Here is a 25,184-nt window from a genome sequence, read left to right on the forward strand (position 1 = left end):
TAGCCTAGCGCTTAAACTATTAAGGCCCGCTTTAGCGGGCCTTTTTTTTGCTTGGTTGATGCCCCGCTGAAATAGCGATGCGCACTGCCCCACTTAAGCAGGGCCCAGCAAAGCAAGGCGCCAGCGCGCCAATAACTGCGCTAGCTGCTCACCCATCAGGTACAAACAGGGCACCAGCAGGAGGGTAACTCCCGTCGCAAATAGCACCCCAAAAGCCAGTGAGGTCACCATAGGAATCAAAAACTGTGCCTGCACGCTGGTTTCAGACATGATCGGCAGCAAACCAACAAAGGTAGTCAGGGAAGTCAAAATGATCGGCCTGAAGCGATCTTCCCCCCCCTGTAGTAAAGCTTCCAAGGTGCTACTTCCGGTATCGCGCAGCTGGTTAATACGATCAATCAATACCAGATTGTCATTGACCACCACGCCAGCACAAGCAATCACCCCCAGCAGCGAGAACATGCTGACCTGCCAATTCAGCAGCAGATGCCCAAAGATCGCCCCCATGATGCCAAAGGGCACTGCAGTCAGCACCAATAATGGCTGAAAGTAAGAGCGAAACGGAATCGCCATCAGGGCATAAATAACCAACAGGGCCAAAGCCAAATACTTGATCATAGCACTTAGAAAAGCACTCTCTTCCTGTAGTTCACCATCGAGCGCCAGGCTCAGCGTAGGGTAGCGCTGCTGCCACTGGGGAAGATGAACTCTGATAATATCATTGACCACCGCCCGCGGGGCGCTGGTCCCAGGCAGCACATCGGCGCTGACTTCTAGCGTGCGTTTTCGATTCAGCCGCTCGATAGTCATATAACTAGGTTGGTAACGAATTTCAGCGACGGTAGCAAAAGGTACTTCCGCGCCGCCCGGGGTACGCACCCGCATGTCCTCCAAGTTAGCCACCGAGATCCGCTCTTCTTCAGGGTAGCGAACCATGACTCGCACATCTTCCTTAGCCCGCGGAATACGCTGCACCTCAGCACCGTAAAAAGCCTCCCGTACCTGCCGCGCCAGATCGGCCAAAGTCACTGATAGGTTTTCAGCCGCAGGCTTTAAGGCCAATACGATTTCCTGCCGCGGCGCCTGCAAGCTGTCATTGATGTTGTAGACTCCAGGGTAGTTTTCCAGCAGCTGTCGCAGCTCGGCGGACACCGTTGTGAGTGCTTGTAACTCAGCAGCAGCCAGCACGAGACGAATAGGTTTACCCACCTCATTAATGGTGTAATCCAATTTAAAATCTTCTACCGGCCCGAGATCTCCAATGGCCTTACGCCACCTGAGGGCTACATCAGCGGTATCGACGTCATCTGATACGGTTTCCAGCACAACTCGCAATTTATTGTCTTTTGCTCGCGAATCAATGTGGCCTATGGCTACGCTGCCAGCAGCAAAAGCCGGATCATTGTTGTACTCTTCTTTGACTTTAAGCGCTGCGGATTCCACCTGCTCTAATGCGGCCAAAGTGACACTGAATGCACTGCCCTCGGGCATAGTCACTTCCGCTACCACATGGTCAGAATTCACTGAGGGAAAGAAACCAGCGCGCACCCAGCCGCCGCCATAAATCGCCAAACTGATCATTAGCAGGCAAAAAAAGCCGGCGCTCACCAAGACATTATTATTCAAGCAGCGGGCCAAGAGTGGTCGATAACGCTCACTGGAAAAGCGCGTCATACCATCGGCACAGGCCAAACGAAGACGCTCTAGTTTACGCAGTACTGCGAAGCGACTCGGCCGTATAGGGCGCATATGGGCGAGATGCGAGGGCAGAATCAGCAGGCACTCCAACAATGACAGAGCGAGCGCAATAATCACCACCACCGGAATAGCAAAGGCTACCTGGGCCATATCACCCGGCATAAAAAACATCGGCACAAAAAAGATCATGGTGCTGATCACCGCGAACATCACCGGCTTGATTACGCCCTGAGCACCAGATAAGGCACCCGGTGTCCCGCCCTCGCCGGCCATCTGCCGCGAATAGATCGACTCGCCCACAATAATGGCATCGTCCACGACGATGCCTAGCACTAGCAAAAAGGCAAACAGGGAAATCATATTCAAGCTTGTGCCGGTGTACTGCAAAATAAATAGCGTCCCCGTAAACGCCACCAGAATGCCAATGGACACCCACAGGGCGAGCATCGGGCGCAAGAACAGCACTAAGACCAAAAACACCAAAGCCAAGCCACTCAGCCCGTTGCTCAGCAAGGTGTCTACTCGGCCTTTAAATGGCTCCGCAGAGTCGCGCCACATCGCTAACTCAACTCCGGCCGGCAAGCTGGGGCGCATCTCATCCAACCAGGCCTTCACGGTCTCACTAGTCGATAGCGTGTCGGGGTTTGCTGTTACGTATACATGTAAATTGAGTGAGGGCTTATTGTTAAAGCGGTTACGAATATCGCTGTCCTGAAAGCCATCGATAATAGTTGCTACATCACCCAGTAGAACGACTGTACCTTCGCGTGTGGTCAATAAGGGGATCCGAGCAAAATCAGCACGAGTGTAGGCCTGACCTCGGGTCTGCAGGCGAATATCGCCGCCAGCATCTTTTATCGCCCCTGCGGGTAAATTAAGTGAGGAAGCGCGAATCGCTGCTGTCACATCTTGGAAACTCAAGCCAAAGCGGCGCAGGTTATACTCGGATATTTCGACCGAGACCTCGTAGGCTCGAGGGGTATCTAGTTCGACCACCGACACGTTGGGCTCCGAGGCTAAGTCGTCCCGCAGTCGTTCACCTAAGGTCTTAAGATTGCGCTCGCCGATATCACCTGACAGGGTCACTGTGGCCATGTGATGCCGAAAAGCTAACTCCGTGACTACTGGGCGCTCAGCATCCACGGGGAAGGTGTTAATGGCATCGATCCGCGTTTTGATTTCAGCTGTTAGGCGCTGCATATCGTAGCCCACCTCAGCCTTTACCAGCACCGTGCCTAAACCTTCGCGAGCGACTGAGCGAATCTCTTTAACACCAGTGATATCGTGGACTGCCTCCTCGATCCGCAAACAGATTTGCTCTTCCACCTCTTGGGGCCCCGCGCCCGGATAAGCTAGCGTGACACTGACTTGGTTGAGCTCGAACTCGGGGAAGAACTGCTTGTCCAAGGCGGGTACACTCCACAGCCCGCCGATAATGAGAAAAACCATCAGCAGGTTGGCGGCGATGGGGTTGCGTATAAACCAGCTGACTACTCCGCGCTGCATCAGTGATTGACACCAGTAGGGGCACTGGTCTCCTCTGCTGTTACTTTCATACCCGCGTCCAGCAAGTCAGATTCACTGACGATTACCCGATCACCAGGCTCTAAACCCTGTACCCAGACTTGTTGCGCATCACCCTGCAATACCTGCACCGCACGAGCCTGTGTGCGGTTTTCAGCATCGACCAACATAAGGCTATCGTCACTGCGCAAGGCCGAGCGAGGTAGCACCACAACATCGGGTAAATCACGGCCCTCTATTGTGGCGCTGACAAACAAGCCAGGCGCCAGCGGAGGGCGCTCACTGCCCGCCTCACGAGCAAAGGGATCACGCACTTCCGCCACTGCATAAAGCACTCGGCTATCCACATCAATGCTGGCGTCAGTTCGCACAATACTGGCTTGCCAGTGCCACTGCCGATTACCAAAGCGGGCCTCTAGAGTGACTGGTATTGCCTCAGTCAGTGCGCTCTCTTGAGCCTGGTAGGTTAAGGGCAAATCAAGTAGCGCTACTTGACGGTCGGTCAGTGGCAGGCGCAGCTGAACCGCCTCAGTCGCATAGGCCTCAGCGAGTACCGCACCGGGGCTAATATACTGCCCTACATCGACACGCTTAGTGCTAATCCTGCCATTAAAGGGCAAGCTGATACTGGTCCGTTTTAAGTCCAGCTGTGCCGCCTCCAGATCTGCTTTTGCCGCTGCTAGTGCTGCTTCCGCGGCGGCCAACTGCGGCTGACGTAAGAAGAGCGCATTGGCATCTTTGCTACCGAGGTCGCGCCACTCTCGCTTGGCTTGCAGGGCGCGTCCCCGCTCCTCGGCCACACGCTGTTGCACAGCAGCTACTTGGGATTCGGCGCGAACGATAGCAAAGCGATAGTCGACATCCTCTACTTTGATTAACTCCTCACCCGCCTGAAAGAAACCACCCTCAGCAAAACTACTAGCCACCGCCTCAACCTGTCCGGCAACACGGCTAATTAGTGTGACCTGTTGCAGCGGCCCTACAGTCCCCTGTGTCACTACGGCAATACTGCGCGCCTGGGGCTCGACTACCACAACTTGCACTCGCGGGGCGGCCAGCTCTGGTGCTGGCTGCGGCTGGGGGCCGGGTTTAGCTACCAATAAGAGGTAAGCCAGCCCTAACCCTAGAATCAGTAGCACTAGGGTAAAAAATGCTTGTCGCCGCATGGCTCGACTCATGCTTGTCTTCCTTTGGGCTGTTTAATGAATACACATAATCTATTGAGCAACTGAAGCTTGTCTGAACAACTGCAGAGCAATTAGTGGATAGTGGGCAGCATTTTAGTATGTTTATTCTAATCTTATTGCGTAATCTGGCGTCAATTGGATGAAACAGACATCCACAATTCGTCAAAAGGAGCTATATCATGGCCGAAGAAACACAAGTAACTGCTGCTGAAACCAAAGTTGAAGCAAAAACCGAAGCTAAAACTGAAACTAAGGCTACTGCTAAGCCAAAGACTACAGCTCGCAAGGCACCTGCCAAGCGCAAAACTACAGCCAAGAAGTCTACTGTGCGTTCTAGCGTTCGCAGCGTAGAAAACAAGGCTGCTGCTTACGAGCGCAAAGTACGCAAAACCGCTCGCAAAGCAGAGAAGAAAATTGATGCCGCTGAAAAGAGCGCTTCTAAGTTCGCCGATCGCGCTGGTGAAGTTGCTCACAATGCACTGCTGGCTAGCCTAGGCTTCTACGGCAAAGCTTACGACCAAGCGCAAGAGCGTCTGGACGCCATTCAGGATCGCATGGAAGAGCGCCGCAAAAAAGCCTTTATTATGTACGCTGACCTGGTCAAGCGTGGTGAGAAGGTTGAGTCAAAGGCTAAAAACGCCATTGATGATATCGATCTGTCTAGCCTAACTGACCGCAAAGCACTGGAAGCTAAGCTTGAGAAAGCTCGTGCACGCTTTGCTGAAATGAAAGACTCAATGAGCAAGAAAGCGGCGTAAATCGAGTTCACTTATCCCTGAGTAATCAGGTCTGAGTTTTGGGGGTCACTAGGTGGCCCCTTTTTTTTGTCCGCTGTTCTGGTTTAATGGTCACTTGGCATATACCTAAGCCCGCCCAAGAGCAACAGGAGAAACCGATGAGTGATGATAATAGCAAGGTCGGTGACAAGGCGAGTGAGCTCGCCAAAAACATCTGGCTAGCTGGTGTTGGGGCCTACGGACGAGCGGCTGATGAAGCACAAGCACGGCTTGAAAAAGCCGGAGTAGAAACCCCCAAACTATTTCGCGATCTAGTCAAAGCCGGCGCCACACTAGAAGAGGAGGCACGCAATGCTTTCTCGGTTGGACAGGGAGCGCGCAACTCAGTGGAAGAACGCATTGCTCGGGTGCGGGAAAACTTCAACCTACAGCGACTGAGTCGCAGCGATGAGCTGCAAGCGCTACACGAGAAAATCGATCGTCTCACCGACAAGGTGGAACAACTAAGCCAAGCGATAGCAGAAAGCGGTGGCGCTACAGCGAAGAAAAAAGCAGCACCGCGCAAGAAAGCTGCAGCCAAAAAGAAAAGCGCAACTCGCAAAAAAGCTACGGCAAAAAAGAGTTCTAGTGGCTCTCAACGCAGCTAACAGGGCTAGCTGGTGAAAACTCGCGATCGCATTCTAGTCACCACTCTCGCCCTATTTAATGAAGAGGGCGAGGCCAACACGACGACTATCGACATTGCCAACGAGCTAAATATCAGCCCCGGTAATCTCTACTACCACTTCAAGGGCAAAGATCAGATCATCGAAGAACTGTTTCAGCAATATGAATTAGCTCTGGGCTCAACCTTACTCGCTCCGATCGAAAAGCCATTATCAGCCGACCAAGACGATGTAGAGGCCAACTGGTACTTTCTATACGTTGTGATAGAGGAGATGTATCAGTACCGTTTCCTGTACCACAATTTAGATAACCTGCTGCAGCGCTATCCGGACATCAAACGGCGTTTCAAACGCTTACTACAATTGAAACGCACCGCCTTATTTGTCATCTGCCACTCGCTGCTGGAGCAGTCATTCATCATCTCTCACGAGGAGCAACTTGCTGGCCTGGTCGACAACATGGCCTTGAGTCTGAACTTTTGGCTTAACTACGACCAGCTGCTACACGGTGAACGGCCACCGCAAATTACTATCCACCAAGGGGTGCTGCAATTAATGACCATGATGGCGCCCTACCTAGGAGATGAGGCCCTGGCTTTCTACAGCGATTGCCAGAGCATTTACGCCAGCATGCTGGAGCAAGTCGAAAGCAGTGAATAGCCCCTAAATCTTCGGCTAGCCGATAACAATCATCCCGCCTTTTAACTGTTGGGCTTGTGTAACAAGATGACATCCGCGCCCTCGAAGCTCAAATCCGCAGCCACCTGCTTTGCCCACCAGCGCCAAGTTGCCACACTGAAAAAACACACATGAGTGGGGTCATTTTTATAATGCCAAGTGCTAAAGGCGGCGCGATCGCGCAGCAATTTAGTCATAACCCCTAAATGTCCGCCCGGTTTCAGGCAGTGCCACAGCATGGCCAACTCAAGGCCTGGCCGATGTAAGTGCTCCACCACCTCAGTGGCGGTGATGAAGTCATAGCGCTGCTCTAGCACAGAGCGATCGGGGTAGTAAAAGTGATCATAGAGCGCCATATCAAAACCCTGCTCACGGCACATTGCCGCTAGCGCAGGCCCCGGACCACAGCCAAAATCGAGCCCCCGTGCAGCAACTGGCAACAGTTGACTCAGTGGCACAAACAAACGAGATAAGAACTTGCGGTAACCCGGGTCATCAATGCGGTTATCGTGCAGGTCATATTCCGCTCGCTCTCGCTCTGCGTCTAAGTAATATACCGGCGGCACAAACACCAGTGCACAGTTTGTACATTGCAGGTAACTGCGGCGTCGGTCGCGATGATAAGGCAAAGTATCTGGCCGCTCACAAAGAGGGCAGTGCACTAAGCTCGTCATCTGCTATGCTTGCCTGCACAAGATAGATTTTTCATTCTGCTATGCCCTACCCCGCTAGGGAAAACCACCAAGGAGAAACACTAGATGAGTATTAAAGCTGGCGATAAAATTCCCGCAGCCACACTAAAAATCATGGGCAGCGAAGGCCCAGAAGACATCACTACCGAGGCTATTTTTAGCGGTAAAACCGTTCTTCTGTTCGCCGTGCCTGGCGCCTTTACACCCGGCTGTAGCGTGACCCACTTACCCGGATACGTAGTGAATGCCGATAAAATCAAAGCGAAAGGTGTCGATACTATTGCCTGCATGGCGGTTAATGATGCCTTTGTCATGGACGCTTGGGGCAAATCCCAAAATGCCGAAGAACTGATGATGCTCGGCGATGGCAACGGCGATTTCACCAAAGCCTTAGGTCTCGAGCTGGATGGCCGCGGTTTCGGCTTGGGTATGCGCAGCCAACGCTTTGCCATGCTAGTTAAGGACGGCACTATTACCCACCTCAATGTAGAACCCGGTCCAGGCATCAGTGAAAGCTCAGCCGAAACTATGATGAAGCTGCTCTAAATCAAAAAAGTAAACCTAGTCAGTGCTGGCTGGTAGCACTTCCACCGCTACCGCCAGCCGCTCCCAATCAGCCTCGGTAACCCTCTGGCCAGTTTCATAATAGTGTTTTAGACCTGCTGCGATCCGAGTTAACTCCTGTTCCATCGACGGGCGAACCAGCCAATTCCCTAGCCATTCCCCAAGACTGCCCATCGGCATGAGTAACAAGATACTCAGCTTGATCTGCGTGTTGCCATTGCTCATAGGCGCCATTTCATAGCGGAACTCTGAGCGTTTTAAGGGTGCCATAGGCTTATCACCCCGATGTAGGCGCAAAGTAAAACCCTGCCCTTCATCCCAGCCAATAATGGTCTCTTCAAGGTAATCGCCATCATCGCTGTACACACGCCGTGAAGCACCAAGGCCATTTTGCTGTGGCGTAATAATCTCGGTGCGCTTGAGCTTCGGCACATAGCGGTCTGCGGCGCTAAAGTCTTGCATTCTCTGCCATGCGTGCAGAGGAGACACCGCCACCTCAGTCCTGACGCTCACCTGAATGGGCTCGGCCGCCTGCGATGCGACAGCAAGACACCACAAACCCAGGCCCCAAAGCCCGGCTCTAAGGAAGCTAGTCATGTTGCTTAGTACTCTCCTTGTGATCAGTGGCTGCGCCAAGCACATCGCGCAGCAACGCGGCCGCAGCAATTGAAAATAAACAGTAGGCCAGAAAGAAATAAAAGCCGCGCTCAAGCTGTGCATCCATCAACAGCAAATCACCCATTTGCCCAGAGGCTGCTCCAGCCATATAAGCCACCAATAAAGCGACGACAAAAACGTCTGCCATAGACCACTTGCTCAGCGCCATATTCACTGCCAGCAAGGTCTGACGCCACTGCTCACTAAAAGGCAGCAGGCATAGCGCCTGCAACAACAACTTAAACACGGGGATAACAACGCTGAAAAAAACAATCAATAAGCCCACCAGCAAGTTGCCGCTGCGACTCAATTCATTGACCGTTTGCCAGATCGAACGCGTAGTCTGGTAGACCAGCACCTGCCCCTCAATCTGGTCTAAACCAAGAAAGCGGGAGAACATTGCCAGCATTGGATTGCTTTGCCCATCGACAGACTCACCACCAATTAAGTTGACTCCTAGCTTTGCCAGGTCAGACTTTTCGATGGTACCGCTTAGAGTCAGCACCGGCTGAGTAACACCGGGATAGAGAAAGGCGATGGCGATAAGCATCAAGAAAAGGGCCAAGAGGCCGCGCCGACTTGTCATAGTATCTCCAGATAATATGGGTCATGATACCGAAAAGTCGGCGGCGGCTCATCGCCAAATGGCCTGAATTACATCTTGGATGGCTCGAAGTTGCTGTAGAACTGGGAGTACCACTTACGGAACTTATTGATCGGGCCGTCGCCATCACATAAGACCGGCAAGGGGCGGTAAACCTTGTTTTCCCAAATTGGCTTATCTTCTTCGAGCTGGCCAACGATATTTGCAATAATAGCGTCGTTGACACCACTACTAACGACTTCGCCATTCACTTTAGGCTGCGTAAAAGCAAAACGCAAAACAACATTTTCCTCATCGATTGGCGTCGTGAGCCCCATCAAAAATGTGTCGGCAATACCCTCAAAACGAGTAAAGCCTTGGCCTGGTCCCCGTGCACCAGTATGAATAGCACCGTCGACCTCACCTCTTGGGGTAGGCATTTTAGCCCGCTGAATACCGCGCGAATCGGGCCCTTCATAAGTGGTTTCCCACTCCGGCATATCCGCAGTACGATGCACATAGAGGAAGTGTGCCGGGTCGGCTGCGTTTTCCGCCATTTCCTGCGGGTGAGTCGCAAGGTGCCATTCATAGCGCTTGAGCGGTGCCCAGTCATCACTATTTGCTTGTTCGTGCTCAATAACTTCCCACAGCGGTGCAACGCCATCTGGATGGTACCAAGCCCACACCACCTGGTTAGTTTCCGCCGTGGGGTAATGATTCAGGCACTGCTGACCTTTAACTTTAGGAGGCATATTGCGAGCGTAAGGCACGTCGGTGCAGACCCCGTCACCATTAAACTTCCAAGCATGGAAGGGGCAGACAATGGATTCGCCTTCTACCCGGCCACCCTTGCCTTTGTTTTCATGGATACCATGCCCTAAGTGAGCACCCAAGTGGGGACAGTAGGCGTCGAGCAAACAGGGATTGCCAGATTCGGTTCGAAACAATACTAGCTCTTTACCGAAATACTTGACTGCGCGGGACTCACCTACCGCTAATTCATCAGAATAACAAACCGCATACCAACCATGTGGGATTGGCATTGGATAACGCTTAGTCATATAAATTCACCTTATTTCTTATAGATAATCAAAGATTTAGCTAATTACCTTCCCAAAGGAGGGAATCACTGGCCCTAACAATACAATCATAGGGCAGCGCCCGCCATGGCAACAACTTTGAGCAAGACCTAGGCCTAACTAGGGGGCCAAGGGTTTAATAAGCCACCCTAGACTGCCATTCACAGCAAACTGGCCCGCCCGGCAAGCTCACTAGCGATCACTCAGGGGCACTCGCACTATCCGATCACCGGTATAAGAGCCGACATACAGGACCTTGCCTCGCTGTATTGCCACCGTTCCCGCCCCCATGGGTGGCCCCTCGTGGAACAGCAGCTGACGCTGCTGCAAACTCTCAGGATCTATCTCCACAATAGAGTAAGGCAACAGGCTCGGCGCCAACTGCTCCGGCTTCAAGCTCTGGGCCAGCTTCAAGAAACTGGCGTGCTGACTCGCCACCAGTAAATTACCTGACTCATTCCAACTGGCGTTATCGGGCTTAGAAAGCGATACTTCGCCGAGCAACTCAATGTCGGGGTAAGTGTATTTCTTCACCTTGTTGCCAAAATACATATTGACGAAGAAACTGTTGCCATCAGGTGACATAATAATGCCGTTGGGGAAACGCCCTTTGGTACTGGGCAACTCAACAAAACCATCCTGCTGACGCCAACGATATACCAGCCCCGTATCGAAACCTAAGAGCGCCAGAAAGGCTGACCACATAGGGCGTTTGCGGCTCGCCATGTTAGTCACTAAAAAGCCCTCACCCGGCAGTGCTGTTACATCATTAAAACTGGCGTCGTCCGGCGCTACTGCACAACCGCGCCAAGTGGCTCGCCAGCTATTTGCAGCCTGATCCAAATGAAAAAACTCTACCGATTCCCGCTCAGCGTGATTAACCGCCAGCAACTGCCACTGGCCACCGGCGCGCTGCTGCACATCAATACCATGGACCAACAGGGACGCAGGTGGCTTAGTACAAGAAGCCTCCCCCCACAATTCGCTCGGCTCACTGACTGCAGCCTCAAATAATGGCTGGACCTGATCATTCCTGGGGTCCAGTACAAACAGGCCGCCAGGCCCGGCCATTTGACCAAATACAATGCCTTCGCCATCTGGCGTTAGCACCATGTCCTCCGGTGCATGCAGCCCACAAATTGAGCTGATACCTCGCTGTGGCTCACAAGAGGCTGTTGCTGAATTACTGGCAGCAGCTACGGTGCACAGTACTGCCAATACAAGACTTATAACTAGGCTAGGCCAAGCGCGTACTTCGCTATTTATCATCGGGTATTCCTTTTGGCTTAAGCTTTCATACTGTGCCAGCGCCTCGGGGCTGTAAAGGCTTAGCGGAGCGCTGGTGGCAGACCACAGGAAGCATTACACTGACCTGCTATGAGCCATTCTAATAATATTTTGCTTGACCGTTTTCAGCGACGCATTAACTATCTGCGCCTATCGGTCACCGATCGCTGTGACTTCCGCTGTGTTTATTGCATGGCCGAAGATATGAACTTTTTACCGCGCAGCGAAGTACTAAGCTTAGAAGAGCTTTACGAAGTCGCCAAGGTTTTCAGCACTTTAGGGGTCAGTAAGATCCGCCTCACCGGGGGCGAGCCCCTAGTGCGGCGCGATGTCCTCAAGCTGATAGAAAAGCTAGGCCAGCTTCCCGACTTGAAGCAGCTAGCCCTCACCACTAATGGTTCGCAATTGCAGCGCATGGCCGCCCCTTTACAACAGGCTGGCGTCACTAGCATTAATATCAGCCTCGATAGCCTACAGCCCGCACGCTTCAAGAGCCTCACCCGCACTGGTGAGCTCAAGCAAGTCTTAGCGGGCATTGAGTCCGCCATTAAGGCCGGTTTTAAACGCATTAAACTCAACGCTGTCATGCTCAAAGGACGCAATGCAGACGAAGCCTTGGACTTATTGCGCTATGCTCGCTCACTGGCTATCGATATAGCATTTATCGAAGAAATGCCCCTCGGGCAGATAGTGGAGCACGATCGCGCGCTGAGCCTGTGCTCCAGTGACGAACTTCAGCAAATAATCAACCAGGAGTTCCCTCTGAGCCCTGAGGGCGAGCCCGGCGGCAGCAGCGGGCCAGCGCGCTACTATCGCATGGGTAAGCACCCCACTCGAGTTGGCTTTATCTCCCCCCACAGCAACAATTTTTGCCACCTCTGCAATCGTGTACGACTGACTGCATCGGGGCGACTGTTACTCTGCTTGGGCAATGAGCATTCAGTGGATTTACGCGAGGTACTGCGACGGCCCGACTATCACTCAAGTATGCTAAAAGAAGCCATTATCAAAGCCATGCAAATCAAACCCCTGCAGCATCATTTCAATGAGCCAGAGGCTACTGAAATTGTCCGCTTCATGAATATGACTGGCGGTTAAAAGACGCGGCAACAGCGATTCAAGGAGCTCAATTGCAACAGCAGCACTTTCCCCAACTGGATTCCATCGAGCGTATTGAGCAAGGCTTTGAAGCCTTGGGCTATATTTGCAGTCCCAAAATCGCCACCGCTATCTTTTTGGCCTTTCAGTTACGCAAACCGATTCTCGTGGAAGGCCCACCTGGAGTAGGTAAAACCGAACTGGCCAAAACCTGCGCCGAATTATTAGCGCTGCCGTTGATTCGTTTACAGTGTTACGAGGGCTTAGACGAAGCCAAAGCGCTCTATGAGTGGAAGTACGGCAAGCAACTGCTGTACACCCAGGTACTGAAGGAAAAGCTCGGAGACCTACTGCAGGGAGCTCAGGGTTTAGCTGAGTCTGTCGAGCGCTTACACCAATTTAGCGATATCTTTTATTCAGAAAAATTTCTTGAGCCGCGCCCCCTGCTTAAAGCCATGCAGCAGGAACGCGGGGCCGTGCTGCTGATCGATGAAGTAGATAAATCTGATTACGAGTTTGAGTCACTGTTGCTAGAAACCCTCTCCGACTACCAAGTCTCAGTGCCAGAGATCGGCACCATCAAAGCCGAGGTAGCGCCGATGGTATTTTTAACGAGTAACAATGGCCGCGATTTATCCGACGCCTTAAAGCGTCGCTGCTTGCACTTACACATCCCCTTCCCCAGTGTCGAGCTAGAGCAGCGCATCGTATTGAGCCGCGTGCCAAATATCGACCAGAAATTGCGCCAGCAACTGGTTGATTTTGTACATCGTCTGCGCGATTTAGACTTAAAAAAAGCCCCAGCCGTTTCCGAAACTATCGATTGGGCGCGCAGCCTCTTATTGCTGCATGCAACACAACTAGATGAAAGCTTAGTGCGCAGCACCTTAAACGTCCTACTGAAGTTTGAAGAGGACATTCAGAACGCAGAGTCAGATCTGCCGGCATTACTGCGACAAAGCAAAGTCGCGAGCTAGGGCAGCCCACTATGCAATCGAGGCTCAGCGCTTTCATCCAAGTTCTGCGTAGCCACGATGTGCGCGTCTCTCCGGCAGAAACCCTTGATGCAATGGCTGTGGTGGCAGCGCTGGGTTACGCTAAGCGGCAGCAACTGCGCGATGGGCTGGCCATGAGCCTAGCCAAAACAGCTCGGGAAGAAGCCGTAGTACTGCGCTGTTTCGACTTATATTTCGAGCGGCAAATGGCTGACTTTAAAACCCGAGATACTGCACTCGGAGCAGACTTCAGCTCTGCACAGAACCCGGAGCAAAGTGCAAGTGAACTCTCCGAGCTAGCCCCAAACTCGGCTAGCAGCGAGCGACAGGAATTGGAGCAAGCTGCGCAACATGACCCCGCATTAGAGGAGCTACTGCAGTCTGAGTTAATGCAGCACTTACTCGATAACAAACGCGCCGAACTCTCCTTAGCCATAGGCCAAGCTGCAGCAGAAGTCGGCCTCAATAATATCCAGCTGTTTACCCAGAAAGGCCAATACACCCGACGTATCCTCGACGCCTTAGGTGAAGAGGCCTTGCGCAAGGCTAGTCTGTCGCTAGAGCAAGCGGACAGTCCGCTGCTCGAGACTTTAGGCAGCTACCGCGACAAGCTGCGCCAGCAGGCTAGCGAGCACGTCGAACGCGAATACTTACTGTTATCGGAAGGCCGCAACAGGCAGCTAAGTGATCAGCTGTTAAGCCGCACTCGCTTGAGTCATTTGGAAAACCGTTATTTACAACGAGTGCAAGAATTACTGCGCAAGATGGCGAAAAAACTCGCCGACAAGTATTCCCATAAGCCACGCCAAGGAACAAGAGGTCGACTGGATATGGCGCGCACACTGCGCGGCAGCATTGCCAACGACGGTCTCATGTTTGACACCTACTGGCGCCGCAAGCGCAAAGACAAAAGCCAGATTCTCGCCATTTGCGATGTGTCGGGCTCTGTCGCCGCCTATGCAAAATTCTTGCTGCTATTTCTCTACAGCTTGCAGGATGTCCTGCCCAAAGTACGCAGCTTCGCGTTTTCCAGCCACTTAGCTGAAGTCAGCCAATTATTTCGTGAACACTCAGTAGAGCGGGCAATAGAGCTAGCCAACTGGCGCTATGGCGGCGCCACGGATTACGGCGCCAGCCTGGTAGATTTTGCCAGGCTAGCCCTAGATGACATCAACCACAGCACAACTGTCATCATCCTCGGCGATGCAAGAAACAATGGCGGCGACCCGCGGCTCGATATTATGCAAAGTATCTATCAACGCAGCCGGCGAGTCATTTGGCTCAACCCTGAATCGCGTCGCGCTTGGGGCAGTGGCGACTCCGAAATGCTGCGCTACCAGAGCGCCTGTCATTTAGTGGCAGAATGCAATAATCTACAACAACTTGAACGCATCGTAGACCAACTTCTCAAGCAGAACTGATGCCGTGGCTTATCTTTGTAAAGATTGTAGTTATCGCGGTACAAAAACCGCCCAAAACGGCGCATGCCCCGCTTGCGGCTCCTTTAATAGGGTATTAGAAGGAAGCGCGACGCCAGCGCCCGCCACTCCTCTCGCTGGCAAATATCGCGTGGCTATTTTGATTCTGACTTGGCTAGTGTTTATCGCTCTTATAGGCTGGAAATTCATCAAACAATAAAGCCCGTTTAACAGATATAGATATCTCTAGCGCTAACCAAGCCGCAGACTTTACAGTTCAAAAGACCTTGGGTGGAAACGAAGCCCCATCATCTTCATCATCGAGAGACTCCAAGCTCAGTTCCATAGCTGCTTTGCTCTGATTAATACCGCTTTCTTTAGCCAGCTTAATTTTTAATCGCAAGTTGTTAGGTGAATCCGCGTTGCGCAAGGCCTCTTCTTCGTTAATCCGCCCCTCGCAATAAAGCTCAAATAGGGCCGTATCAAAGGTTTTCATGCCAGCATTTTCAGACTTTGCCATGACATCTTTAATGCCATCAATATCTCCTTTAACAATGAGATCTGCCACCATTGGTGTCCCCAGCAAAACCTCAATAGCGGCAACACGCTTACCGTCTACGCTTGGAACTAGGCGCTGTGACACAAAAGCCTGAAGGTTTAGCGACAGATCCATTAGCAGCTGTGGCCGACGCTCCTCTGGAAAGAAATTAACGATACGATCTAGTGCTTGGTTAGCGTTATTGGCATGTAGCGTCGACAGACACAAATGACCCGTTTCAGCAAAAGCGAGCGCGTGCTCCATTGTTTCACGGTCGCGTATTTCACCAATCAAGATGACATCCGGTGCCTGTCGCAGAGTATTTTTAAGTGCGTTGTACCAACTGCGCGTATCCACGCCCACCTCGCGCTGGCTAACAATGCACTTTTTATGCTCGTGAACGTATTCCACAGGGTCTTCAATGGTGACAATATGGCCACTGCTATTGCTGTTGCGATAATCGAGCAAGGCAGCTAGAGAAGTCGACTTGCCCGAACCTGTCGCGCCAATAAGTAAGACTAGGCCGCGTTTGCGCATCATGACTTCAGGCAAAATAGCTGGCAGGCCCAAGCTTTCCCAGCTAGGGATTAGCGACACAATATTCCGCGCAACAATACTGACCTCGTTACGCTGCACAAAGATATTCACTCGTAAACGACCATAGCCAGGAATTGAAGTGGCTAGATTCATCTCCAGCTCCTGCTCAAACTCCTTGCGCTGAGCGTCATCCATCAGCTCATAGGCGATCTGCTTAATTTCGCCGGGCTGCAGAATCGCATCTTCAATAGGCCGTAAGCTGCCGTCAAATTTCGCACTAGGTGGCGCTCCGGTGCTCAAATACAGATCCGAGCCATCGTTAGTCGCAAGAAATTTTAACCACTCTGTTAATCGCTGCACGCTATCTGTCCCCTGCACAAGCAAGATTAATAATTATTATCTGTCACCTTAATCGCAGGGAGGCTGCTAGTTCTGCTGTCCCAGTTTGGCGATCGCAGCAAGAAACGCTACCACAGCGCATTGTGAACTGCAGCAAATAGTGCTTTGCCTTGCTTAGAAGCGGTCTTTTACTGTGAGCAGCAGCTGCACATCATCAACATCGTCGTCCCTCATAAAAGGAAATGCTAAATCAATGTGTATCACAGCACTTTTTTCTGCTCGACTAGAGTTCAAGCGCAGGCCAATACCTGCATCTGCCAGTACATCACCATTGGAGCCATTATCCTCGCTCTGATACCAGGCGCGCCCGACATCGATAAATGCCGCCAGACCAACTCGGAATAGGCGGAAAGGATGCCAATCAGAGTAATAGCGCTGCTCCAGCGTCCACACCACCGACCGGTCGCCGACCTGGTAGTTGCGATCGTAGCCGCGCAGACCATTTTCTCCGCCTAAAGTCACCTGCTTTTCTGCCGTCAGGCCATCGCTGTAGTCCACACGCAGGCCACTATAAAGTAACCAATTACGGCTCTGCTTAAAGTGATAGCGGGTCTCTAGCTGCCACCATAGATTCTCAAATGACTCATCATCGAGCGTCCAAAAGCCCGACAATTGCGTTTCAAAAACCCACAGGTACTTGGAGGTCGCTGTCAGCGTATTGAGATAGCGAGCATCAATGACTAGCTGGTCCCGTGTCGCGCCAAAGCTCTCGCCCGACCAACCCAAACTCCAGCGGTAGCGCTCACCGACAAAAACGTCCTCGGTGCGCCCTAGGTACTGAAAGTTATGCAGCTCAATAAACTCGTCCTCAACCGACTGATAGCCTATGAAAGGATAACTATAAACTCGGTCTTCGGGTAAAGCATCGGGCGGCCTTCGAGAGTCACTGTAGCTAAACTCATGGTTTTGATATTGGTAACCAAATAGCCAGCGATCAACGCGCTTATCAACTTCAGTGTGGGCGGCAATGCCGCCGTAGATGCGATAGTCTTCGCGCTCATGTTGAAATTCAGCAACTTTATCACCGCGAAACCAAAGTTTTTCCTCCTGCTTTTGCTGTTCAACCTGCCCACCAGCTGCCCACTTTTCGTAGACCGAAAAAAACGGCCGCTCAAGGCGCAAACTGTGATCATAACCATCATCATTATCGGTGAAACGCAGGCGGCCCTCCCAGCGAGAACCAAGTATCGAAGGGTCGCTATAACCCAGGGTGTAACCGGATCGGTCGCCATCCTTGTCATACTCAAGCAAGACCTGCTTACCAGTGCCGAGGAAGTTACTGTCTCTAAAGCCTAGCGCTGAGGAGTTTTCGCCACCACTGCGCCCAAAGGAGATCGACGGCGTAAAAGTCCAGATGTCACGCGTTATGACCTCAATATCCACCTCGTTACCGCACCAGCGCCATGGCCGCACTGTCGCATCGTAGATAAACTTCAGATTGCGCAGAATTCGCTCAGACTCCTCTGCGCGATGCTGTTCAAATACAGAGCCTTCCTCTAGTAGCAAATGATCATTCAGCACCCACTCACGGGTAACCGAATGAAAGTCATTGGCCCAATTGTAGATCCAGTTATTTTCAAGCGGGTCGTCACGGTCAAACACTGAAAAGCGCTGGTAGCGAATACTGCGCACGATCAGGCCTTGCGGCAAACGCTTCTCCAGCGCATCGTGCTCAGGCGAGGGCTGAAAACGAAAACTCTCTGAAGCAGCTTGCTCTGGCACCTCGACACAGGCCTCTTCAGCATTAACGCTCAAAGGGCTAGCGAGGTAAAACAAAGTCAGCACAACAGCCAAGCAAAACATGCTTCGCGAGGGGGTTGAAGCCTGAGGGGAACTGGTGCTTGACGCACTTACTTTAGAGTAGTTCAGCATGCTTCTAACGATAGCCCTACTGCGCCATGCGCACAATATCCCATTGGTGATAATTACTGGGCACTTTGCCAGCTAAAAAGTCGTCGCTGTACTCAGCGTAATGGGGGCGATAAACTTGCTCCCGGTTTGGCTGCGTCCGGTCATACTGGGGTGCATTGCCGTTTCGGCGCACCTCTCAACATAAGGAGTGTTCCGTGTCACCTCAGCTACAACAACATTTAACATCCCTCTCTAGCCCGGCAATGCAAGATTTGCTGCGCCGTATCAATCGCGGCATTGAGAAAGAGAGCCTGCGCATTAACCCCGCAGGTAAACTGGCGCTGACACCGCATCCGGCAGCCTTGGGCGCGCCCCTTACCCACCCATCGATTACCACCGACTATTCAGAAGCACTGCTTGAATTCATTACTCCTGTTGATAGCAGTGTAGAAAACACACTGAAAACACTGGAAGATATTCACCGCTACGTCTACCAGCAGCTAGATGATGAGATACTGTGGAGCACTTCCATGCCCTGCATTGTCTCCGGCGATGACAGCATTCCAGTGGCTAAGTACGGCAGCTCAAACGTAGCGCGCATGAAAACTGTCTATCGCTACGGACTCGGCCATCGCTATGGCCGGCCAATGCAGACGATTGCCGGTATCCATTACAACTTTTCAATGCCAGAACAGTATTGGGAGCAGGAATGGCGTTCAGCCGCTGCGCCTGGCAGCTTAAAAGACTGGATTACAGAACGTTACCTAGGGCTGATCCGCAATTTCCACCGCTACTCTTGGTTGCTAATCTATTTGTTCGGCGCTTCGCCAGCCCTCTGCTCTAGTTTCTTAAAAGGGCGTGATGAGCATGGTTTACAGGCCTTTGATGAGCAAAGCAAAACCCTCTATCTGCCTCATGCGACCTCACTGCGCATGGGCGACTTAGGTTACAACAGCGCCGCACAGCGCGGCTTGAGTGTGTGCTACAACTCTTTGGATAACTATATTGATACGCTGCGCTCTGCCATCATGCAGCCGCATCCGGACTACGCGCAATTTGCCAGTGGCCAAAATGGTCAGTACCAGCAGTTAAACGACAGCTTGCTGCAGATTGAAAATGAGTTCTACAGCACGATCCGGCCCAAGCGAGTAGCCCGCTCTGGTGAGCCTCCGCTGCGCGCCCTGCGCCGCGGCGGCATTGAATATATTGAAGTGCGCTGTATCGACGTATCGCCCTTCACCGCAGTGGGCATTGATGCCGCGCAAGCACGCTTTCTCGACACCTTCTTGCTGTTCTGCCTCATACAAGATAGTCCGCGCTGCGATAATGCTGAACAGCAACGCCTCGATAGCAACCTCAAAACGGTCGTCAACCGAGGCCGGGAACCTGGGCTGCGTTTGCAGACTCCTAGCGGCGAAAAAAGCCTGCGCGACTGGGGAAATGAGCTGTTCGAGGGTATTAGCGAAGTAGCTAAACTACTCGACCAGGCTCACGGCTGCGAACTATACAGCGAATCAGTGGCCGCAGAGCGCGGTAAAATCGAGGACGCCGAACTGACCCCCTCGGCGCGAGTGCTGCGGGAAATGCGCGAGCGCGAACTCCCTTTTTTCCGACTCGCAATGGCTTATAGTGAGCACTGGGCCGAGCACTTCCGCAGCCAGCCCTTAGATGCGGCAGCTCTGGCTCGCTTTGAGCAGCAGAAAGCCAAGTCTCTGCAAGCGCACGCGGCTACCGAAAGTGGCGACAGCATCAGCTTCGATGAATACTTGCAGCAGTTTTACGCCCAATATGAGGCGCTCTAGGATCTTCGCTGCCCACAGGTCACTGCTACGATGAACTTCCTCGCCCACTTCCAACTCGCCTGGCCCGATCCGGGACTGGTGGCGGGCGCCCTGGATGGCGAGTACCGCAAAGGCCTGTTGCGGGGCGAGCTCAGTAGCGACCTAGAAGCGGGTATTCGCCTGCACCGGCGTATTGATGCATATACTGACCACCACCCTCTGATCTGCGAGTTGCGCAGGCAGTTTCCCAGTCATCTGCGGCGCTATGCTGGGATTCTGATCGACCTCAGTTTTGATTATTTTTTAACACACCATTGGCAGCGCTATAGCGAGCTCACGCTGAGCAGTTTTAATCGCTCAACCTACCAGCTACTGCAAGCGCGTGAGGCAGAACTAAGCCCCGGCGCCAGCCGCATGCTGACTCGGCTCTTAGATTACGACATTTTGAACTGCTATCACCGCTGGGACGCCGTGACCGGTAGTGCCGCCCAAATTGGCACGCGCCTGCGCCGAGGGAACCCGCTGGAAGGCATTGCAGAGGACTTAGAAGCTCTACGCCACACACTAGAACTTACCTTCTTGGACTTCTACCCTGAATTGGCGGCCTTTAGCGCTGAGCAACGTCAGCAACTCAATCAAGTATGATGCGCTGAAGATTGCTTCACAGGCTAAAAGCACCTAAGTTACGCAGCCTAACTGATTAGCCATACATTCGAGGATTCCATCCCATGTCGCAGCTCCCATCACCCCGCTTGGTTTTCTTCGGTCTAGCGCTGCTAGCCCTGCTGGCCATGCTGTTCGCCTACTACTACCTGCAACTGCACCTGGGCTTGCCACCTTGCCCTCTGTGTATGACCCAGCGGGTTGCGGTAGTGGCTGGAGGCCTCATCGCTCTACTGGCTGCCATTCACAACCCTATCCACTGGGGCCGCCGTGTGTATGCCTTGGGCTGCGTGATTGCCGCAGGCTTTGGCAGCGCCATCGCCGGGCGCCACGTCTGGCTACAACACCTGCCAGAAGATCAAGTACCAGCCTGCGGTCCCAGCCTGTCCTACATGCTAGAAACACTGCCCTTCTCAGAAACTATCAGCTTGGTATTAATGGGAGACGGCAATTGCGCCGAGACGGTCTGGACCTTTATGGGGCTAAGTATTCCCGAGCAAACTCTGGGCTTATTTATCGTGATTCTAGCCCTGAGCCTATGGCAGTTACTGCGTAGCTCGCCCCGAGGCTAATCGCGGGCGCGCTGTGAGGCTGGAGCTAATCGCTTTGCTCATAGACAGAGCCGCACTTAAACACCCCACAAAGACTGTCTAAATTAGCCAGCAAAACGGTTTTTGCTAAGCCATAAACAAGTCCGGCGCCTAATCGCGGCGCCGGTACTCTTTAACTGCTGCTAAGTGATTAGCCTTCTGAGCCTTCTTCAGCGTCCTTCTCAAGCACAGAGATCAGTTCAACTTCAAACACTAGCGCTGCGTTGGGGCCGATTGCACCACCGGCACCGCCAGCACCGTAGGCCAAGTCTGAAGGGATGAATAATTTCCACTTAGAACCGGCAGGCATCAGCTGCAGTGCTTCAGTCCAGCCTGGAATCACCTGACCCACACCAAACTTCACACTCTCACCACGCTTATAGGACGAGTCGAACTCTGTGCCATCGACTAGCGTACCGCGATAGTTCACTTCAACAACATCGTCAGCTTGTGGCTTAACACCTTCACCTTGTTCAAGGATCTCATACTGCAGACCTGAGTCAGTCACCACGACGCCTTCGCGGGCAGCGTTTTCACTGAGGAAAGCCTCGGAAGCGGCCTGATTAGCCTCTGCAGCAGCAGCCTGTGCCGCCTGAGCTTCAGCCTGAGCCTTTTCCTGATAGGCCATCATTTCAGCTTGGATTTCTTCCTGCGTCAGGCGCGGTTCAGCGCCATCTACCGCATCGCGCAAGCCAGCAGCAAAGGCATTGACGTCCATTGGCACACCATCGGCGACCATACGCTGACCCAAGCCGTAGGCGATGCCATAGCTCAAACGCTGCCCCGAGTTTTCCAGAGCAACACTTGTAGAGGCCTCTGCGACTTCCTGAGTAGATGCTTCCTCATTACAGGCCGTCAGAGTCACAGCGGTGACCAGAGCCAGCGGCAATGCGTATTTCTTCATAAAGTTATTCCATTTATCAGTGAATGAATCTTTTCGTAGCCTGCTGCCCCACCCGGGACAAGCCCGAGCCACGCTCGGCTAACACAGTGCCGAGCTCCTCATCTAAAGGAAAACACAGGCAGGATCAATACAGCAGAGACAAATCATACTACCAGCAGCACCGCTTCGGCCAGCCCCCATATATTAGGACGCCAATACGCCTAGCAACTGTTCCAGAAGCTGCTCCAAGTCCGCTCCCTGGGCCATGTGACAAGCTAAAACCTGCTGCAAATTAGCGCGCAAATCAGCACCCAAGGCCGGCGGGGCAGCTTGATAGTCGAGCCATAACAAATCCTGCAGGTAGCGCTCGGCCTCCAGCTCTAGGCCCTGCAGCTGAGTGTGCAGTTGAGCGGCTTCTGGCAAGGTCCGCCACTGCCTGCGCAGGCTGCGCAAGGGGCCGATAACCTCCTGCCGCCACTGCTCGGTAGCGCTGAGCAAGCGCTTGAGCTGAGAGGCCTTTAAGCTCTGTCCACGGCTGCTTAACCAGGCGGCATAAAGCAGAAAGTTGACCTCCACCCCGTAGCGATCCTGAGCCAGTAGGCACAGCTCGGCCACCGCGGGTTTGGAGTAAAGAGCGAGTGAATAGTTCCAAAAAGGATTTTTCATAGTAATTGTCGGGGGCTTCCTGCTAGCTCGCCCGTGATGCAAGGCGTAGAATTCGCGACCATATGATTATTCTACGTGATATTACATTGCGACGCGGTACCCGCGTGCTGATCGAAAAGGCCTCGGTGACGATACAGCCCGGTCAACGCCTGGCGCTGATCGGAGCTAACGGCAGTGGCAAATCCAGTCTATTCAGCTTTCTGCTGGGTGAACTGGGAGCCGATGCTGGCGACATTCAAGGAATGAACAATCTGCGCCTGGCTCATATGGCACAGGAGGTCTCCGCTAGCGGGCTGAGTGCTGGCGAGTACGTGTTGCGCGGCGACCATGAGGTCGCGCGCCTACGCGCTGAGCTCAAGGCCCTAGAAGCCGCTGAAGACTACGCCGCCGCCGCGGCAGTGCATACAGCCCTAGACGATCTCGATGGCTACAGCGCCGAGCGCCGTGTCATCCGCCTATTGCAGGGCCTAGGCTTTGCCGAAGGTGCTTACCAGCGCCCGGTGAGTGACTTTTCTGGCGGCTGGCGAATCCGCCTAAACCTCGCCCGAGCACTGATGGCGCCGTCTGATCTGTTATTACTCGACGAGCCCACTAACCACCTCGACCTAGATGCCACCCTGTGGTTACAAGAGTGGCTACAGCACTACCCCGGCACACTGCTGATGATCTCCCATGACCGGGATTTTATCGACGCCACTTGTGAGCGCATTTTGCATATTGAGCACAGCGGACTAAATGCCTACAAAGGCAACTATTCCGACTTCGAGCAGCAGCGTGCAGAGCGCCTGTCCAATCAGCAGGCTACTTACGAAAAGCAGCAAGAACGCATTGCCCACATTGAAGATTTTGTGCGCCGCTTTCGTTACAAAGCCACTAAGGCCAAACAAGCCCAGAGCCGTATCAAAGAATTGGAGCGCATGCAGAAGGTGGCCCCGGCGCATGTCGACTCCCTGTTCAGCTTCTCTTTTCCGGCCCCAGATAAGAGCTCCGATCCGCTGCTGCGCCTCGATAAGGCAGATCTTGGCTATGGCAGCAACAAGATATTGAGCGAGGTCGACTTGCAATTACGGCCCGGCAGTCGCTACGGCTTACTCGGTAAAAACGGGGCCGGTAAATCCACCCTGCTGAAGAGTTTGGTTGGCGAGCTGCCCCTGCTCGGCGGCGAGTACCAGCGCGGCGAACATTGCTACATAGGGTATTTTGACCAGCAGACCCTAGAGGCACTGGACCTCGAAGCCAGTGCCGCACTGCATTTACAGCGCCTAAAACCCGAGGCACGGCAGCAGGATATTCTCAACTTTCTGGGCGGCTTTAACTTTCGCGGCGACCAGGCTACGGGCTCAATCAAGCCCTTCTCTGGCGGTGAAAAAGCGCGTCTAGCCCTCGCCTTAGTAGTGTGGCAACGCCCCAACTTACTGGTGCTAGACGAGCCAACCAACCACTTAGACCTCGATATGCGCAACGCTATGGAAGTTGCACTACAGGCCTATGAAGGCGCTTTGATCTTGGTCAGCCACGATCGACACATGCTGCGCAACACCTGCGACGAGCTACTGCTGGTGCACGACGGCAAAGTTGATGAATACGACGACGATTTGCGCGCTTATGAGCGTTGGGTTCTATCGAGCTACAACATAGACGAGGCCGACAAAGCCACTCAAACAGCAAAAGCCAAGGAGAGTGCCGCCAGCAAGAAAGAAAAACGGCAGCAAGCCGCCGCTGCTAGAGCACAACTTAAGCCCATCACTCAACGCATCAAGGCTATTGAGCAGAGCATGGCCAAACTCCATAGCGAACTGGAAGAGCTGCGCGAGCAACTGGCCGACCCCGAGCTATACAGTGCTGACAACAAAGCCAAGGTAGCCAGCCTGACGCAGCGAGAGGGCGAGCTGAGCAGACAAGTAGAAGAGCTTGAAACAGAGTGGCTGGAACAGCAGGAAGCCCTAGAAGCTCTTGCTGGTGCTTGATTTCACTCAGGCGCCAAGCAAACTTAGTTTCTGCTGCCTGCTGAAGCTTTTGATCTGCGCTTCACGCTGCTGAGCACTGCTGCGATCCGGCGCCGCCTCCTGCCAGCGCAACACAACCGGGCGTCGGCCACGAGTATATTTTGGCCCACCAGCAATCAGGCCATTGTGCTGCGCTAAGCGTCGCTCTATGTCTCGCGCCACGCCGGTATAAAGACTGCCATCGGCACACTCCAGCACGTAAACCCACCACTGCCCACTCATGCCGGCCTACGCCCCATAAACTTAACTCGCGACGCAGCAAAGCAGGGGCGATCAATTGCCGCTGCTAGGCTTAAGATCTCTGTGGCTTTGTGCTGCAGACTAGACTCCTAAACTTCGATGCTACTGAGTTTTTAATACAATTAATCGGGCTCTGCGCGCGCTTCGCATCACGAAAAACACACGGGC

At 53.1% G+C, this 25,184-nt stretch carries 23 protein-coding genes; 11 read left to right on the forward strand and 12 right to left on the reverse strand.

Annotated elements, in window-relative coordinates; genetic code table 11:
* Positions 1–93 precede the first annotated feature (93 nt).
* Both H2508_RS09050 and H2508_RS09055 read right to left on the reverse strand, forming a co-directional pair.
* The gene (locus H2508_RS09050) at positions 94–3,204 is read right to left on the reverse strand and encodes an efflux RND transporter permease subunit (protein ID WP_182172149.1); all 3,111 of its coding nucleotides are present in this window, start codon (positions 3,202–3,204) and stop codon (positions 94–96) included.
* Positions 3,204–4,400: an efflux RND transporter periplasmic adaptor subunit gene (locus H2508_RS09055; protein WP_182172152.1), complete on the reverse strand. Its 1,197-nt coding sequence runs from the start codon at positions 4,398–4,400 to the stop codon at positions 3,204–3,206. The genes H2508_RS09050 and H2508_RS09055 overlap by 1 nt, the downstream gene beginning before the upstream one ends.
* A 188-nt stretch (positions 4,401–4,588) precedes the next feature.
* Between H2508_RS09055 and H2508_RS09060 the strand changes: the two genes are divergently transcribed.
* The 3 genes from H2508_RS09060 (at position 4,589) to H2508_RS09070 (ending at position 6,471) form a co-directional block, all read left to right on the forward strand.
* Positions 4,589–5,167 carry a hypothetical protein gene (locus H2508_RS09060; RefSeq protein WP_220463677.1) on the forward strand — a complete coding sequence of 193 codons (579 nt, stop codon included), beginning with the start codon at positions 4,589–4,591 and terminating at the stop codon, positions 5,165–5,167.
* A gap of 137 nt (positions 5,168–5,304) precedes the next feature.
* Positions 5,305–5,793: a phasin family protein gene (locus tag H2508_RS09065; RefSeq protein ID WP_182172155.1), complete on the forward strand. Its 489-nt coding sequence runs from the start codon at positions 5,305–5,307 to the stop codon at positions 5,791–5,793.
* 12 nt (positions 5,794–5,805) lie between these two features.
* Positions 5,806–6,471, forward strand: coding sequence for a TetR/AcrR family transcriptional regulator (locus tag H2508_RS09070; RefSeq protein ID WP_182172158.1), 666 nt, complete (start codon positions 5,806–5,808; stop codon positions 6,469–6,471).
* Between the two features lie 41 nt (positions 6,472–6,512).
* On the opposite strand, the gene H2508_RS09075 is transcribed toward H2508_RS09070, so the two are convergent.
* Positions 6,513–7,163, reverse strand: a complete 651-nt coding sequence (locus tag H2508_RS09075; RefSeq protein ID WP_182172161.1) for a class I SAM-dependent methyltransferase — start codon at positions 7,161–7,163, stop codon at positions 6,513–6,515.
* A gap of 84 nt (positions 7,164–7,247) precedes the next feature.
* Between H2508_RS09075 and H2508_RS09080 the strand changes: the two genes are divergently transcribed.
* Positions 7,248–7,727, forward strand: a complete 480-nt coding sequence (locus H2508_RS09080; RefSeq protein ID WP_182172164.1) for a peroxiredoxin — start codon at positions 7,248–7,250, stop codon at positions 7,725–7,727.
* Positions 7,728–7,742: 15 nt separating this feature from the next.
* Here the strand turns inward: H2508_RS09080 and H2508_RS09085 are convergent, their stop codons facing one another.
* The 4 genes from H2508_RS09085 to H2508_RS09100 form a co-directional block, all read right to left on the reverse strand.
* Positions 7,743–8,342, reverse strand: coding sequence for an SRPBCC family protein (locus tag H2508_RS09085; protein WP_182172167.1), 600 nt, complete (start codon positions 8,340–8,342; stop codon positions 7,743–7,745).
* The gene (locus tag H2508_RS09090) at positions 8,335–8,988 is read right to left on the reverse strand and encodes a paraquat-inducible protein A (protein WP_182172170.1); all 654 of its coding nucleotides are present in this window, start codon (positions 8,986–8,988) and stop codon (positions 8,335–8,337) included. Before H2508_RS09090 ends, H2508_RS09085 begins: the two co-directional genes overlap by 8 nt.
* Positions 8,989–9,056: 68 nt before the next feature.
* Positions 9,057–10,046: an aromatic ring-hydroxylating oxygenase subunit alpha gene (locus H2508_RS09095; protein ID WP_182172173.1), complete on the reverse strand. Its 990-nt coding sequence runs from the start codon at positions 10,044–10,046 to the stop codon at positions 9,057–9,059.
* Positions 10,047–10,256: 210 nt separating this feature from the next.
* Positions 10,257–11,333, reverse strand: coding sequence for an SMP-30/gluconolactonase/LRE family protein (locus H2508_RS09100; protein WP_182172176.1), 1,077 nt, complete (start codon positions 11,331–11,333; stop codon positions 10,257–10,259).
* 108 nt (positions 11,334–11,441) lie between these two features.
* Here H2508_RS09100 and moaA point away from each other — a divergent pair, with 108 nt between their 5' ends.
* Genes moaA through H2508_RS09115 form a run of 3 tightly spaced genes read left to right on the forward strand, consistent with a single transcriptional unit; the run spans position 11,442 to position 14,865 of the window.
* Positions 11,442–12,449, forward strand: coding sequence for a GTP 3',8-cyclase MoaA (gene moaA / locus H2508_RS09105; RefSeq protein ID WP_182172179.1), 1,008 nt, complete (start codon positions 11,442–11,444; stop codon positions 12,447–12,449).
* Positions 12,450–12,481: 32 nt separating this feature from the next.
* The gene (locus H2508_RS09110; RefSeq protein WP_182172181.1) at positions 12,482–13,426 is read left to right on the forward strand and encodes an AAA family ATPase; all 945 of its coding nucleotides are present in this window, start codon (positions 12,482–12,484) and stop codon (positions 13,424–13,426) included.
* An 11-nt stretch (positions 13,427–13,437) separates the two neighbouring features.
* Complete coding sequence (locus tag H2508_RS09115) at positions 13,438–14,865, forward strand: VWA domain-containing protein (RefSeq protein WP_182172183.1); 1,428 nt, start codon at positions 13,438–13,440, stop codon at positions 14,863–14,865.
* A gap of 274 nt (positions 14,866–15,139) precedes the next feature.
* Here H2508_RS09115 and H2508_RS09120 read toward each other — a convergent pair whose 3' ends face one another.
* A complete protein-coding gene (locus H2508_RS09120; RefSeq protein ID WP_182172185.1) occupies positions 15,140–16,297 on the reverse strand; it encodes a PilT/PilU family type 4a pilus ATPase in 1,158 nt (385 codons plus the stop codon).
* A gap of 153 nt (positions 16,298–16,450) precedes the next feature.
* A complete protein-coding gene (locus H2508_RS09125; protein WP_328799360.1) occupies positions 16,451–18,121 on the reverse strand; it encodes a BamA/TamA family outer membrane protein in 1,671 nt (556 codons plus the stop codon).
* Between the two features lie 281 nt (positions 18,122–18,402).
* Here H2508_RS09125 and gshA point away from each other — a divergent pair, with 281 nt between their 5' ends.
* The 3 genes from gshA (at position 18,403) to H2508_RS09140 (ending at position 21,203) form a co-directional block, all read left to right on the forward strand.
* On the forward strand, positions 18,403–19,989 hold the full coding sequence (gene gshA / locus H2508_RS09130) for a glutamate--cysteine ligase (protein WP_328799348.1): 1,587 nt from the start codon (positions 18,403–18,405) through the stop codon (positions 19,987–19,989).
* A 30-nt stretch (positions 19,990–20,019) separates the two neighbouring features.
* The gene (locus H2508_RS09135) at positions 20,020–20,613 is read left to right on the forward strand and encodes an acyl carrier protein phosphodiesterase (protein WP_182172189.1); all 594 of its coding nucleotides are present in this window, start codon (positions 20,020–20,022) and stop codon (positions 20,611–20,613) included.
* 83 nt (positions 20,614–20,696) lie between these two features.
* Positions 20,697–21,203: a disulfide bond formation protein B gene (locus tag H2508_RS09140; protein ID WP_182172191.1), complete on the forward strand. Its 507-nt coding sequence runs from the start codon at positions 20,697–20,699 to the stop codon at positions 21,201–21,203.
* 169 nt (positions 21,204–21,372) lie between these two features.
* On the opposite strand, the gene H2508_RS09145 is transcribed toward H2508_RS09140, so the two are convergent.
* Together H2508_RS09145 and H2508_RS09150 are read right to left on the reverse strand one after the other, a co-directional pair.
* A complete protein-coding gene (locus H2508_RS09145; protein WP_182172193.1) occupies positions 21,373–22,125 on the reverse strand; it encodes an FKBP-type peptidyl-prolyl cis-trans isomerase in 753 nt (250 codons plus the stop codon).
* A gap of 183 nt (positions 22,126–22,308) precedes the next feature.
* The gene (locus tag H2508_RS09150) at positions 22,309–22,770 is read right to left on the reverse strand and encodes a TIGR02444 family protein (protein ID WP_182172195.1); all 462 of its coding nucleotides are present in this window, start codon (positions 22,768–22,770) and stop codon (positions 22,309–22,311) included.
* A gap of 62 nt (positions 22,771–22,832) precedes the next feature.
* On the opposite strand from H2508_RS09150, the gene H2508_RS09155 reads away from it, so the two are divergent.
* Positions 22,833–24,737, forward strand: a complete 1,905-nt coding sequence (locus H2508_RS09155) for an ATP-binding cassette domain-containing protein (RefSeq protein ID WP_182172197.1) — start codon at positions 22,833–22,835, stop codon at positions 24,735–24,737.
* Positions 24,738–24,743: 6 nt separating this feature from the next.
* Here the strand turns inward: H2508_RS09155 and H2508_RS09160 are convergent, their stop codons facing one another.
* Entirely contained in the window at positions 24,744–24,998 is a 255-nt protein-coding gene (locus H2508_RS09160) for a GIY-YIG nuclease family protein (protein ID WP_182172199.1), read from the reverse strand.
* Positions 24,999–25,184 lie beyond the last annotated feature (186 nt).

The organism is Sediminihaliea albiluteola (genome assembly GCF_014077625.1).
GTDB classification, from domain to species: domain Bacteria; phylum Pseudomonadota; class Gammaproteobacteria; order Pseudomonadales; family Halieaceae; genus Sediminihaliea; species Sediminihaliea albiluteola.